Genomic DNA, 14,271 nt, shown 5'->3' with positions numbered 1-14,271 from the left:
CTCCTAATCTCTCTTTTCCAAATACATTTGACTGATCATTTCTCATATCGTATTATTCTAATATAACGATATAAGGAGGGTTCATATGGATACTACCGCTTTTGATGTAAAAGATTTAAAACAATTTGATGAACCTGCTAATCTGTTGAAAGCTTTATCGCATCCTATTCGCTTATGCATTGTGCGTGGACTTATACGCAAACGTAAATGTAACGTTTCATATATGCAAGAATGTCTGGATATTCCACAATCGACGATTTCACAACATCTACAGAAGCTTCGTAGCACCGGGATTGTTACCACTGAACGTAGTGGGCTAGAAGTTAACTATCTTCTCGCTGACCCTCGGATCGAACCGATCGTCCATATTTTGTTTGGAGAGGAAGATTGCGAATCATGAATCAACAATGTCAAAAAGTATTGATTGTCGGTGGTGTAGCTGGAGGCGCATCGGCTGCGGCACGTTTACGCCGACTGGATGAACATGCTGAGATTATTATGTTTGAAAAAGGGCCTCATATTTCTTTTGCTAACTGTGGATTACCTTACTATATTGGGGGTTCTATTACCGACCGTGAACGCTTGCTTGTTCAAACGCCAAAAGGCATGTCAGAGCGCTTTCAAATCGACGTGCGTACACAAAGCGAAGTTATAGCTATTCATCCGGATACTCATACGATCCAGATCCAGCATCCTGAACGTGGTCTATATGAGGAAAGTTATGATAAGTTGATCTTATCTCCAGGTGCTCGTCCTTTTATTCCTAACTTGCCTGGCAATGATCATCCACTTATCTTTACTGTACGTAATGTGAATGATATTGAGCGTATCAAAGAACGTGTTACTTCCGAACATACCCGATCAGCCATTGTTGTAGGTGGAGGATTTATCGGTGTAGAAATGGCAGAAAATCTACGCGAAGCCGGTCTGGACGTAACCCTCATAGAAAGTAATCCTCAGCTACTGGCTCCATTCGATCCTGAACTGGCGACAGTACTAGCACAAGAAATGGAGCAACATGGCGTGAGGCTGATGTTCAAGCAACGTGTGATCGGCTTTCATTCCTACGAACAAGGTATTCGTGTTGAACTTGAAAATGGTAGCCCACTATCTGCTGATCTGGTCATTCTTGCGATCGGTGTAAGACCTGACACTTCCTTCTTGCAAAGTAGTGGCATTGCTCTTGGATCACGCGGACATATTGTGGTCAATGAATCGCTTGAAACTAATTTGCCAGATATCTATGCTGTTGGAGATGCTATTGAGGTGAAAGACTATATTCATGGAAGCCAGACAACGATTCCGCTAGCAGGTCCTGCTAACAAACAAGGTAGGATTGTTGCTGACCGTATCGCTGGATTGAACTCTAGTTATAAAGGAACGATGGGTACGTCTGTTATTAAAGTATTCGATCTCACCGGTGCTTCTACAGGAAGTAGTGAGAAGAAGCTCAAACGTCTGGGTATAGACTACCAGAGTGTGATTGTTCATCCTTCCTCTAATGCTTCTTACTATCCCGGTGCCAGTGCTATTACACTCAAGTTGCTATTTACACCAACAGGTAAAATTTTAGGAGCTCAAGCTGTTGGTTATGAGGGTGTAGATAAGCGAATTGATGATATTGCTACGGCTATTCATTTTGGTGGCTCTATTCATGATCTGGCAGAACTTGAACTTAGCTATGCACCACCGTATTCTTCTGCCAAAGATCCTGTGAATATGGCTGGATATGCCGCGGAGAATATAGTATCTGGACGCGTGCAGGTCTTTACGTATGATCAGCTAACAGAACGTGACACTGAGCAGTCTATTTTGCTCGATGTGCGTAGTGAACTGGAGCATCACAATGGACATATCACTGGATCACTGTCTATTCCAGTAGACGAACTTCGTCAGCGGTTGAGCGAAATGGATCGTTCCAAAGAAATTTGGGTGTATTGCCAGGTTGGATTACGTGGCTATACCGCTTCTCAAATTTTGCGTCAGCATGGTTTTGAGACTAAAAACTTAAGCGGCGGTTACAAAACATACCGTATGGCTCAATTTCAGACCAGCTCTTTTTCTTCCGAAGAACCAAACGGCAATAACAATGGACAACCTAATCTTTTACCAACCCTTACTGTAGTAGAAAATGGATCACATATTACCGAACATCCAACTGCTCAACCGATGCATATAGATGTTGAATTGGATGTACGTGGATTAAGCTGTCCCGGCCCTCTTATACAGGTTAAGAAGACAATGGATCAACTATCCAATGGACAGACTTTACATGTGCAAGCGTCTGACCCTGGCTTTTACGAAGATATCAAAGCATGGACAGCAATGTCTAAGTCTACGCTTCTCCAATTAGAGCGTGGTAACGGTGGAGTAATTGAAGCTATCATTGGCAAAACAATAGCAGCGCAGAACTCGGAGCTTTCGCCTTCCATTTCTACAGAAGCCGATCCTGCTAGTACAATGGTCGTTTTTAGTGGTGATTTGGATAAAGCAATTGCTTCCTTAATTATTGCTAACGGTGCTGCTGCCAGTGGTCGCAAAGTTACTATGTTCTTTACGTTCTGGGGATTAACGATTATTCGCAAACAGTCTCCTCAGCCAATCTCCAAAACCATGATTGGTCGTATGTTTGATATGATGCTCCCTCGTACCAGCCATAAGTTACGCTTATCCCAAATGAATATGTTTGGCGCAGGTCCCAAAATGATTCGTGGTCTTATGAAACATCATAATGTTCCTTCTTTAGAAGAACTTATACAGAGTGCCGTCGATCAAGGTGTAGAAATGGTAGCTTGCCAGATGTCGATGGATCTGATGAATATTCACCGCGACGAATTGATGGATCATGTTAAAAGTGTAGGCGTCGGTTATTATTTAGGACAAGCTTCTCAAGCGAATCATAATCTTTTTGTCTAATTCAAAATGACTGCTAACCAACGTAAAAAGGAGTGCCTATAAAATGGCGCTCCTTTTGTATTTGATCAGACTTTAATATCTATAAGGACGAATCTTAATGATTCATTGCATAAATTTTTATTCGGAAGACATCTGCAACGCTTCTTTCTCATACGATTGAAAAGCATTTTCCAAACCCATGATCACATCTTTGATCTTCATATATCCTCGAGTATATGTCTCGGAGTCACGAATTTCTTCCCACATATAATGGTACTGCTTGAGATCTTCTGTCTCACAGACTACAAAATCAGTATAATCTTTGCCCGGCAAAGCTTCAGCATCAAAAAAACGTACTGTAATCGATGAACGATACTTATTTATAATTTGCTGTAATTACTTCTGCATGCTCTCTGCGTTGTTCTCGTGGTAACGCTAACCAGGAAGGATAGAACTCTAGTAAAACGATCATCATTTGTCGCATATGTCTTTCACCTCATCTAAGTAATGGTTGCTATAGGTCTAGTGTAAAGGACATAATCTACAACTGCATTAACATAGGTTAATGATTTTCATGCAAAATGCGGCTCAGGGATACAGGTGAGATGCCGAGGTAAGAAGCAATATGATATTGGGGTATTCTTTGTTCAAGCCCTGGATATTTAAGTAGAAAAGCGTGATAACGCTCCAAAGCAGATAAATATAACAATTCCCGTTCCCTTTCTTCTTTACGGATATACAGTCGTTCTAGAGCTGTGCGAACAAATCGTTCCCATCCATGACTTTGATCCATAAGTATTTGTAACGTAGCATAAGGAATCTCGATAACGGTAGAATCTTCGATCGCCTGAATAGTGTACTTTGATGTTAATCCGGTAATCATAGCTCCATACGAGGTAGCAAAATCATTTTCTAATGTAAAAGCGACATTATACTCTCGTCCATCTGCTAAAGTATAATACAAGCGAAATAACCCTTGTGTACAGAAATAAGCATGATTTACATGATCTTCAGCTTCAATAATAGTCGCTCCATGTGCAATAGACTTTACTGTTGTTGCATGTACAAACCATTTCCACTCTATAGGTGTTATAGAAGCTTGATAAGCCATAGACTGAAGTGTCTGATAATGATGCTCCATGATGATTGCCTCTCTCCTATTCAATATTGACCTTTTGTGCTAAAGCTATCATACATGTAGTTGAATATAGTTTCTCTCTTTCGCGTCGTTTTGTATACATTTATATGTAATAAAATGATTATGTACAGCAAGAAGACTTTGTTTCCTCTAGATAAATACAAAAAAGTCGATCATTATAGACCGACTTTTGGATTACTATCTGTTTGGATAGCAAGTATTTGATCGTTTGATTTACTTGAGATTTTGGAGGATTTACGTGTTATCTTTCATCTGTTTCACATTTTCATTTAATTGATCTAATACTTTTTTGAGCATATTGAACTCGGTATCACTAATATTATTCAACAGCCCTTTGGCAAATTGTTCTTTTTCTTTTTGAGAATTCTCAATAACTTCTTTACCGTAGTCTGTCAATTGTACTAAAATCATACGGTTATCTCCATCTTTTCTTCTTCGCAATACAATATTGTTATCTTCAAGCTGTTTGAGATGTCTAGCGACAGCGGCTTTATCAATGGTCACTTTTTTTTGTAGATCACTTTGACTAATTTCTGTTTCTTGATATATTAAAGCAAGTATTTCAAAGCGAGATTGGCTGATACTAATATAAGCATCAAATGTCGTATTTATCGCATTGTTTACACGATACATTTGGTATAACAACGCACTCTCTTCTGACCAATCTTTCTTCAAAACCATCCCATCTTTCGTAATCATATTTTGTTACTATAGGTGTACAGCGTATTAGACAATATACAACTTTAATCCTTTTTTTACAAGCAAGTCTGTTCCTTGACCTCGATAATAAATACATTCATATAGCTTTTAAAATGGCATAACACATCATGATAGATGACTATCCTATATAGTGAAAAAAATCAGTAGTTCTTCTACGTGTCAGACTACTCTATATAGATAAAACCCTCTTTCTATAGACAAGAAAGAGGGCTGGTCACAATTATCATACATATAAAATAGATAACGATTTATTAATATACAGACAGAGTACCGTCGTAATTGATCACCTGTCCATTGTGATTCTGATCATCTAGTATATAACTTACAATAATTTCAGCAGCTTGCGCAGTAGTTTTTACAAAGTCTCCTGTCATATTTCCATTCAGATCAGTAGAGACAGCTCCTGGCATAACTGCAAAAATTTCAACCGGTATATTTTCTTTTTCAAAGCTCATTCCCCATGACTTGGTCATAACGTTCAAAGGAGCTTTTGCAGTCTGATAAGCAAAAGCATTAAAAAATGATAGTGGTTCAATCGGTATGCTGATATTTTGAATTATGCCTTTATTCGCAATCAATAGCGGTAACAATCCCTTGGAAAGAGCGAATGGGCCAATAAAGTCGACTTGGTGAGTGGCTACTAACTCTTCTACATCAAATTCCCAGCCTACTTTATGCATATCTCCAGGAATACCTGCATTATTTACCAATAGACTCAAATCAGTATAGTTTTGCTTGATATGATTGACCGCTTGATCAATACTTTGTAGATCAGCTACGTCGATTAATAGTAACTCTGCATAACCAAATGCTTTAAGTGTATTTACGGCTACTTCTCCACGTTCTTGATCACGTGCTCCTACTAATACATGATATCCTGCTTGCAATAGATGCTTGGCAATTTCAAATCCAATACCTTTATTTGCTCCTGTCACTAATGCTGTTTTTGTCATGGGTATTCTCCTTAGATTAGCTTTTATTTTCATCAAAAGTAATAACGTTGATAAATCAACTGTTGACATATCAACATTTTAAAATATATTTTCTTTTCATGCAAGTTATTTGTAGAACTATTATTTATATAGGCTTATTGCTTGTTTATCAATAGTACTTTCTGACTTAGCATTTGATCCTACTATCGTTATTATTTTATAAGTTTTAAAAAGAATATTTTTACAATTTAGGTATATTAATGAAAAAGAAAATATTATATAATTTAGGTGTATTCTCCGCATATATGTATTAAGCGCTAAAGGAGGAATGTATTACATACTAACAGCATCTATCGGGAAAAGATTAGCTGTTTATTGAGATGTTACATGATTCTGTTTTGGCTGTATCCCTATTACACTTATACAGGAGGTTTGTAATGAAAAAATTATCTTTTTTATTGTTATCTGCTACTTTATTCGCTTCGATTCTTCCGGTGACTTCTGCTTCAGCATCCGATAGTGACCTATACAATAGCACTTCTACTCTCCCCTCCACAGGAACCACATCTGCTGTGCAATCTTCTACGTCTCAAGCATCTGTTAATTATCACAGTATCCGTTTTTCGATTGATTTTATGGATACGATTATGGCAGGCGATAGTGAACCGCGTGGACAATTTTATCGTGCAGTAGAAGATGCGATTGGAGCACCGGTGATTTTTTATGATTTCTGGAGCGACTATATCGTCATCAAAGTGATGGATAAGCAACTATCTCCAGAAGAAGCAGAAGTCGTCAAAAACAAACTCAATAGCTTAAAATGGATCAACGAAACATATGGTATTCCGTTAGATCAGGATATTATCACTGATATTCACTGGTTTGATCGCTGGTCTTAAAGTATTCTTCATTTGCAAAACACCTCCAATGCGAAAGCAGATCACTTGCTGCTCTTCCACGTTGGAGGTGTTTTTTTGTCTATAATTATTTAAGATTTTACTAGTACAAATTATGATTTTCCGACATTAATAATCTTTTTGATCCATGATGGTTCACTTGTTGCTGCTCGAACCAAAGAGTCTGCACAGTCTACAAATGATAGAGGATGAAGTGGCTCAATCCGGGCTAAAGGCCCTGCTGTATATTGGACAGAGTCAGCGGTATGACTAAGCACAGAAGGACGTACAATCACCCAATCCAAGTTACTTGCGATCACTGCATACTCAGCGATTGCTTTATCTTTGATCGCTTTAGAGAAAATAAATCGCATCGTACGTACTGCAACCCGATTAAAAGCAGAAAATTCTTTTCCATCACTCAAATTAATGCCACTCTGCATCACCACACGCCCAACTCCTGCTTGCTGACAAGCTGATAAAATATTCGGCATCCCTTCTGACATCACAGTTCCCGGTGAGAAATTGGCTGCAATAACATTCAAAGCTCCTTTTGACATGATATGACCTGATGAAAATGTTTTGGTTGGTCCTATACAACTGATAACCACGTCTGTACCTATCATAGCTTTAATCATAGTGGATGTATCCAATACGTCTCCCTGATAAATATGCAGTTGCTCAGTCGATGTATGAACTTGAGGTCGACGAGATACAGCATTAACTTCATGATTTAATTGAAGTAAACGCTCCACTACTTTCTTACCTGTGGCTCCTGTAGCTCCAATAACAGTAACTTTCATTTTTCTCTTTCCTCCCTGGATCATTTCATACATATATCCATATCTAAAAATGCACATTAGTGTATTAAGAAACAACTATGTATAATACTAAATACAAATACAGCATTTACAATGATTAAAACAACAGATTTTGTGCAGTAGTTCACGTTCTTCTTCAAACTGTGCATTATTTGGAAGAAAGCAGGTCATAATAACATGTCGCAAATAGATCGAAGAGTACGGAAATCACAAAAAGCGATCAAATTGGCTATGATTGATCTCATGATCGAGAAAAAGTTTGATCAGATTACGATCCAAGATATTGCTGATCAAGCAGATGTTAGCCGAAGAACGATTTATCTTCACTATACAGACAAGTTTGATTTACTAGATAAGCTTATTCAAGAGCATATTGAAGAAATGAGAGACATTTGCAATTCACAAGACATGAATGATAGTTATGTAGAATCTGGATTGTTGTGGTTCGAATATTTTGAAAGTCAGTATTCATTTTTCTCTGCAATGCTAGCCAGTAAAGGAAGTTCTTTTTTTCGTACACGATTTCTAGCATTTTTTCTTCAAGAGTTAGAACAAGGAATACTGGATCAAAAGAAACAACTATTAACTGAAGAAGATTATGTAGATATTCAGTTTTTAGGAGCAGCGATTTTAGGAATAGTCGAATGGTGGATCAAGCATGAGAAACCTCACCCTCCTGCTTTTATGGCTAAGCGATTAGGATTATTACTTGAACGTCATCTTGAGGTAGATGTATATGATCGTCCCAGTTTATAAAAAGTTTATATTTAATTTAAGTCCTGTATAGAAATGCTTTGCTTTTGTTTATGTGTAATTTAACTCCTTCCTCTAAGATCAATCTATAAATCAATCTGTACAACACAGGTGATGAAGATCAGGAGGAACGATAGATGAAGAAATACCCTGCATATCTTGCTCTGTTAGCAGGAATGGTAGCTTTAAGCCAGACTACAAATAATCCCGTATTTGCTGCTCCAACTCATCTTGCTGCAACTCAGATGAATCCCTCGACTAGCGCTTCCTTAACAGCGCTCCCTTCAATCTCGCTCCAATCTGGAGTCAGTGTGAAATTAACCGATATTCAATTAGCTAGCAAAAATACAGGCAATATTCTGACATACACCCTTACTTATACCAACACCACTTCCAGTCCATACAAGTTAATGAATAGCTTTTCAAGAGTAAGTACAATACGAACTTCTCCGATCAAAGGAGTACCTGTTCCTGATAACAAAGATCAGATAACGATTTCCCCGAAGTCTACTCAAGCGATTACGTACTATGTAGATATGAAAAAAGAAAATAAACTAGCTAATAGCAAAATTACGATGTTTGGTTGGGATTTTAATGCCGCCAATTATGAGAAAAAGTTAGGTACATTTACCGTTCCTGCGAATTACTCATCTGCTATCGCTCAAGGCAAAAGCAAAAAAGTAACGATTGGTACGACAACACTTAATCTCAAACCACAGCAGTTACAAGTGATCCGTTTTAATAATAAATTATATGCTCGTCTAGCTGTACAAGTAAGCAATCTAAGTACTGAAGTGTTAGAGGCTCCTAATTACCATACTTATTTACAGTCTGCTACCGGTTCTACTTTTGAGCTACAACTAGATCATGCTAGTAGTGATTTCTCTATTTCACCCGGAGATACTCAAAGTATAAAGTATATTGCCGCTATCCCAGCTTCTCTAAATACTACAAATATGACTTTACAGATTACAAGCAATACTGTTGCAACAGATAGCAAAATAGACAGTTCTACAGCAAGTAGTGTTACTAACTTGGAATTACCAGTAGTAGCATTCAAATTACCTAAAGTAAGTCCGTCTAGTCTTACTGTTCCTGTAGCATCTTCTCGAAAAATCGCTGTAGATGGAACAATGATTGAGACTCAATTAAAAACAGCAACAATCTCTACCAGTGGAGATAAAGCCGTATGGACGATGCAATTTAGAATAAAAAATATCGGTAATCAAACAGTAGTATTGCCTACTTATGAAACATCTATCAAAACATCAGAAGGGTATTCATTCCCGATCACTACCAAAGCATTCACTAATCTAGCACTCAAGCCATTGCAGGAAAAGCAAATTCAATTATCTGCTGAAATTCCAGCTCAATTGAAACAGCAACAACTTCAACTGCAATTGTTAGAATCATCAGCAACAACTCCAAGTAATACAACGACAAATACGCAAGTAGCAGACAATACGCAAGCGAAAAGTGCGATTATCTTACCTACTGCTTTTTATATGATTCCCTACAGCCAAGAACAGAATCAATCGGCGCAAACAGAGTATACATTTGATAATAATTACGGCAACTTTGGCGTAACGCTTGAAAGCTTTCAACGTATGCCATGGACTGCTGAAGATATCGTAGTTGCCAAAATTCGTCTACGTAATGCCGGGACTTCTTCTGTTAACTTGCCTCTACTTGGCGGATGGATCAAAGCGCAAAATAATCGCATCAGTAGCCCAGTACAGATTATAGCGGAACAGACAGATACGTCACTGGATGCCGGTCAAAGTCGTGTGTACTATGTGGTCAGTCATTTTGATGCAGATGCAGATTTATCTCAACTCAAAATCGAACTATATCCTAATGTAGATACTGCAAATAACGATTCAACCAGTCCAGCTACCAATACGACAACTTCTACTGGTAATACACTGGATCAAGATAATCCGTTCTTATCGCTACAAGTAGGTCAGATCAATTCTACTGTTGCCAAAATCGCATCTGGATCTTCTTTCCATATTCAGACGATAGGCAAAAAAGCAGAAATCAAAGAACGTCGTACGATTACCTATGAAGGTGCAAGTCAAAAAATTGCATATACTGAACTTGAAATGAAGAGTGAAGAAAAACGAACTTCTACACCTGCTCGTCTTATAGCTTATTACAAAACACCAAATAATGAATATTATGAAGCTACTGTTAATCAATCGGACAAAACAGTCGGCCCTGATGGTAAAAACTTAATTACTGTCTGGAGCAAACTCCCTGCGTCAATCAATACCTCCGGACTAACACTTTATATCGGTGAAGCGATTAACGATGGCAAAATGTCTACAGCGACGACTACACCTACAGGTTATATCAATGCCGTTGAACTAGGACTCAATAAACAGACGCCGCCTGTAGTTGCTAGTGTAAGTAGCGATATGGAGCTATTCCCGTACCGATTTGCGATTACAAGTGCTACAGGTTCATTGTCAGAAGGTCAAGAAAGTATTGCTTTGAATATGACCTATAACTTTAGCAAAGACAACACCTATAATATGGGCACATATGGACATAATTTGGTCATTCAATGGGTAGATCCATCCGGTCAAGTGCAAGAAAAAACTATGGTTCCGGGTACTGACTTAACACTCGGCAAGTCGATTCCGTATTCAACCACTTTAAATAGCAATGTGTACAAAACGATGAAAGGTGGTCGTTTCTTAATCAATGTGTACGATGAATTTGAAGGCGAACGAATCCTTCTTGGTACACAGAGCTATAGAATTGATTACACCGCTAATATCGTCAATACACCATCTACAACATCACCTGTAGATACACCTACAACGAATCCGGGCACACCTCCGACAACTAATCAACCGGACAAACCAGATTCAACTGATCGCAATAACAAAAATAGCACAACAGATCTATCTGCTAACTAACGGAGGAACCTATGAAAAGTAAAAAACGAATCTGGATCACTATAGCTATTATTGTCGTATTAGCCGTTGCCGGAGCAACCGCCTATATTCTCTGGCCTAAAGCACAAGATGAATTGGTTGTTGAACCTACCCCTTCTGTTCCTGTACAAAAAGGAGAAATTACGGTATTGATCAAAGGGGCTGGTTCGATCAAAGCCACAAGCCAGACGCTTGTCTATGCCGATCATGAAGGAAATATTAATCAAGTAAACGGCAAATTAAATACACGTGTTCAAAAAGGACAGGTCTTGTTCAACTATAAAAATAAAGATAATTCCAAAGATATCACTCAACAAACCAACACCCTGAAGCAACAACAAAGCGATCTTCAAGATAAGCAAGAACAATACAAACAGCTAGTTATGAATAATGCGACTCCAACTGAATTAGATACGGCTCGTCTAGCGATAGAAAAAGGTAAAGACGATATCACTGTTACTGAAACAGAAATCGCGCGTTTACAAAAAGATCAAGCAGCTCCTGCTCCGCTGCTCTCTCCAATCAGTGGAACAATCACTAAGATGAGTGTCGCTCCCGGCGGAGCAGTCAGTAGTGGCGCAGAAGCATTTACTATTATTGATTATCAAGATTTGAGCGCTACAATTCAGGTCGATGAATTAGATGTTCTTAAAATTCACGACGGATTGAAAGCTACACTTCAGCTAGATGCACTACCCGGCAAAACGTATACTGGCAAAGTCTCAATGATCGCAAATGAAGGTTCGATCAAAAATGGTGTTTCTACTTTTGCTGTAACGATTCATTTGGATCAACCGGGCGAGATCAAAGCAGGTATGTCCACACAGGCTACGATTTTGGTTGAACAGAAAAAAAATATTCTTGTAGTACCTATCGAATCGGTTATTCAACAAGGTGATCAATATGTAGTTCAAAAAGCGAGAGTATCAGCAGGTACACAAAATGCGCAACCTGATGCTACGACCGAACAGAAAGTAACGATTGGGATTCATGATGATAGTCAGATTGAGATTAAAAGTGGTCTAAAAGAAGGCGATCTAATCGTGATCCCATCCAGTGATATGAGCGGGCTTGGTACCTCTTCACCAGATAGCAGTATGTCTGGTGCAGGTGGCTTGGATGACAGTAGTTCGACGACAGCTTCAGATAGTGGTTCAACTGACAGTAATGCAACAGACAGCAGTACTTCAACAGATAATAGTAATACTACCGATACAAATACGAGTACATCTAGCGATAGCTCCTCTACAGGTGGTGGCACTCCATGAATAAGGAGCCGCTTATACAGATCAGTCATATGAATCATGGTTATATGATGGCAGGACAGCAGATGCCTATTTTGCAAGATATCTCTATGACGGTGAATCATGGTGAATTTGTAGCGATTATTGGTCCTTCGGGATCAGGCAAGTCTACTTTGATGAATATGATAGGCTGCTTGGATCTGCCTAATAGCGGAGAGTATATATTGGATGGTCAAAATGTACGCAAAACATCTGATAATCGCCTTGCCAAAATTCGTAACGAAAAAATCGGTTTTATTTTTCAAAGTTTTAATCTATTGCCCAAATTATCAGCGATCGAAAATGTAGAGCTTCCTTTGATCTATCGTGGATTGTCTTATCGAGAACGTAAAAAAAGAGCAAGTCAGGCGTTAGAACAAGTAGGATTACATGAACGGATGTATCATCGTCCTAATCAATTATCCGGCGGACAACAGCAACGTGTCGCAATAGCACGTGCTCTTGCTGGTGATCCGCCTTTATTGCTAGCAGATGAACCGACAGGTGCTTTGGATACGAATACAGGGAAAGAAGTCATGCAGATGATCAAAAGTCTGAATGAACAAGGACATACGATCATTTTGATTACCCATGATCTGGATATCGCCGATCAAGCCAAACGTGTTATTCGTATTCAAAATGGCGTTTTGACAGAAGATCGGAGGAATGAGTAATGATCTTTTTTCAAAGTGTACGTATGGCATTACTTAGTGTAATCAGCAATAAAATCCGCTCTTTTTTGACGATGTTAGGCATTATTATTGGAGTGTCTTCGGTCATTCTAGTCGTCTCTGTGGGTATGAGCTTTAACGGGCAGATTAGTGATCAATTTGGAGATATGGGCACCAATCTACTATCTGTTAATGTGATGGGACGCGGAGTGACCAGTTCACTGACATATGAGGAAGTCATTGCTTATAACCAGTTAAAAGGTGTATCCGGTGTATCCCCTACCCTTTCAGGCAATGTCACTGCCAAAAATCGTAATAACAATGTCGATGTTTCCTTAGAAGGTGTAACTCCTGCGTATGAGCATGTCAAAGACTTTCATGTACAATCTGGACGATTTGTTCTTAATATCGATAGTCAGTACCGGCAAAAAATAGCTGTGATCGGCTCATCTACTGCTACCACTTTATTTGGCACTGAAAATCCAGTCGGACATGATATACGTCTTAATGGCGAAACTTTCAAAATCGTAGGTTTGTTGCAAAGTAAAGGTTCAAGCTTAATGGGTTCCAATGATGAGAAAATTTTAATTCCACTCGCTACCGCAGAACGCTTTTTACAGACAAAAGGTATTCAGACGTTTGAAGTCAAAACTGTGACCGAACAGGATATCCCTACTGTCAAAGCCCTACTTGCAGCTAGCCTTGAACAGAAATTCAAAGATCCTTCAGCATACGATATATTTGATGCTCAAGAAATGATCAAATCTATGGAAAAAACCAATGCATTGATGTCAGCATCTCTAGCAGGGATCGCAGGGATTTCACTGATTGTAGGTGGAATCGGCATTATGAATATTATGATTGTATCGGTAAATGAACGGACGCGTGAGATCGGTATTCGCAAAGCGATTGGTGCTAAAAAGAGTAATATTTTGATCCAATTTATGATCGAATCGATATTTCTCAGTACACTTGGAGGATTGCTTGGTATCGGGGTAGGACTTGGATTGGTCTGGGTGGCGGGTAAATTTACACCGTTTCCGATTCAATATGCATGGAATATGGTTACGATCTCATTTGCATTTTCATTTGTGATCGGTGTTATATTCGGAATTATTCCTGCCAATAAAGCTGCACGATTACGACCTATTTATGCGCTTCGTACAGATTAAATGCTACAATACATTCGTAATCAC

Annotated in this window: 12 protein-coding genes and 1 pseudogene; 8 read left to right on the top strand and 5 right to left on the bottom strand. The window is 38.7% G+C overall.

Annotated features, from left to right (window positions below):
- Positions 1-85 precede the first annotated feature (85 nt).
- A complete protein-coding gene (locus PQ456_RS11025; RefSeq protein ID WP_273616177.1) occupies positions 86-400 on the top strand; it encodes an ArsR/SmtB family transcription factor in 315 nt (104 codons plus the stop codon).
- Positions 397-2,916 carry an FAD-dependent oxidoreductase gene (locus tag PQ456_RS11020; RefSeq protein WP_273616176.1) on the top strand — a complete coding sequence of 840 codons (2,520 nt, stop codon included), beginning with the start codon at positions 397-399 and terminating at the stop codon, positions 2,914-2,916. Before PQ456_RS11025 ends, PQ456_RS11020 begins: the two co-directional genes overlap by 4 nt.
- Positions 2,917-3,033: 117 nt before the next feature.
- Here PQ456_RS11020 and PQ456_RS11015 read toward each other — a convergent pair.
- The 4 genes and pseudogenes from PQ456_RS11015 to PQ456_RS11000 form a co-directional block, all read right to left on the bottom strand.
- Positions 3,034-3,379: pseudogene (locus tag PQ456_RS11015) on the bottom strand (darcynin family protein).
- Between the two features lie 78 nt (positions 3,380-3,457).
- Positions 3,458-4,036: a Crp/Fnr family transcriptional regulator gene (locus PQ456_RS11010; RefSeq protein ID WP_273616175.1), complete on the bottom strand. Its 579-nt coding sequence runs from the start codon at positions 4,034-4,036 to the stop codon at positions 3,458-3,460.
- Positions 4,037-4,288: 252 nt separating this feature from the next.
- Positions 4,289-4,735, bottom strand: a complete 447-nt coding sequence (locus PQ456_RS11005) for a MarR family winged helix-turn-helix transcriptional regulator (RefSeq protein WP_373462042.1) — start codon at positions 4,733-4,735, stop codon at positions 4,289-4,291.
- 290 nt (positions 4,736-5,025) lie between these two features.
- Positions 5,026-5,727: an SDR family NAD(P)-dependent oxidoreductase gene (locus PQ456_RS11000; RefSeq protein WP_273616174.1), complete on the bottom strand. Its 702-nt coding sequence runs from the start codon at positions 5,725-5,727 to the stop codon at positions 5,026-5,028.
- Positions 5,728-6,143: 416 nt separating this feature from the next.
- On the opposite strand from PQ456_RS11000, the gene PQ456_RS10995 reads away from it, so the two are divergent.
- Entirely contained in the window at positions 6,144-6,605 is a 462-nt protein-coding gene (locus tag PQ456_RS10995; protein WP_273616173.1) for a hypothetical protein, read from the top strand.
- A 110-nt stretch (positions 6,606-6,715) separates the two neighbouring features.
- Here the strand turns inward: PQ456_RS10995 and PQ456_RS10990 are convergent, their stop codons facing one another.
- Positions 6,716-7,405: an NAD(P)-dependent oxidoreductase gene (locus tag PQ456_RS10990; protein WP_273616172.1), complete on the bottom strand. Its 690-nt coding sequence runs from the start codon at positions 7,403-7,405 to the stop codon at positions 6,716-6,718.
- 195 nt (positions 7,406-7,600) lie between these two features.
- Between PQ456_RS10990 and PQ456_RS10985 the strand changes: the two genes are divergently transcribed.
- The 5 genes from PQ456_RS10985 to PQ456_RS10965 all read left to right on the top strand — a co-directional run bounded on the left by PQ456_RS10985 (position 7,601) and on the right by PQ456_RS10965 (position 14,247).
- Complete coding sequence (locus PQ456_RS10985; protein WP_273616171.1) at positions 7,601-8,179, top strand: TetR/AcrR family transcriptional regulator; 579 nt, start codon at positions 7,601-7,603, stop codon at positions 8,177-8,179.
- A gap of 134 nt (positions 8,180-8,313) precedes the next feature.
- A complete protein-coding gene (locus PQ456_RS10980; protein ID WP_273616170.1) occupies positions 8,314-11,103 on the top strand; it encodes a hypothetical protein in 2,790 nt (929 codons plus the stop codon).
- Positions 11,104-11,114: 11 nt separating this feature from the next.
- On the top strand, positions 11,115-12,389 hold the full coding sequence (locus tag PQ456_RS10975) for an efflux RND transporter periplasmic adaptor subunit (protein WP_273616169.1): 1,275 nt from the start codon (positions 11,115-11,117) through the stop codon (positions 12,387-12,389).
- Positions 12,386-13,078, top strand: coding sequence for an ABC transporter ATP-binding protein (locus PQ456_RS10970; RefSeq protein WP_273616168.1), 693 nt, complete (start codon positions 12,386-12,388; stop codon positions 13,076-13,078). Before PQ456_RS10975 ends, PQ456_RS10970 begins: the two co-directional genes overlap by 4 nt.
- On the top strand, positions 13,078-14,247 hold the full coding sequence (locus PQ456_RS10965; protein WP_273616167.1) for an ABC transporter permease: 1,170 nt from the start codon (positions 13,078-13,080) through the stop codon (positions 14,245-14,247). The genes PQ456_RS10970 and PQ456_RS10965 overlap by 1 nt, the downstream gene beginning before the upstream one ends.
- Positions 14,248-14,271: the final 24 nt, after the last annotated feature.

Origin of the sequence: Paenibacillus kyungheensis (assembly GCF_028606985.1) — a bacterium.
Lineage (GTDB): Bacteria > Bacillota > Bacilli > Paenibacillales > Paenibacillaceae > Saccharibacillus > Saccharibacillus kyungheensis.
Note: the sequence above shows the minus strand (reverse complement) of the source record. Positions and strands in the feature narration are given on the sequence as shown.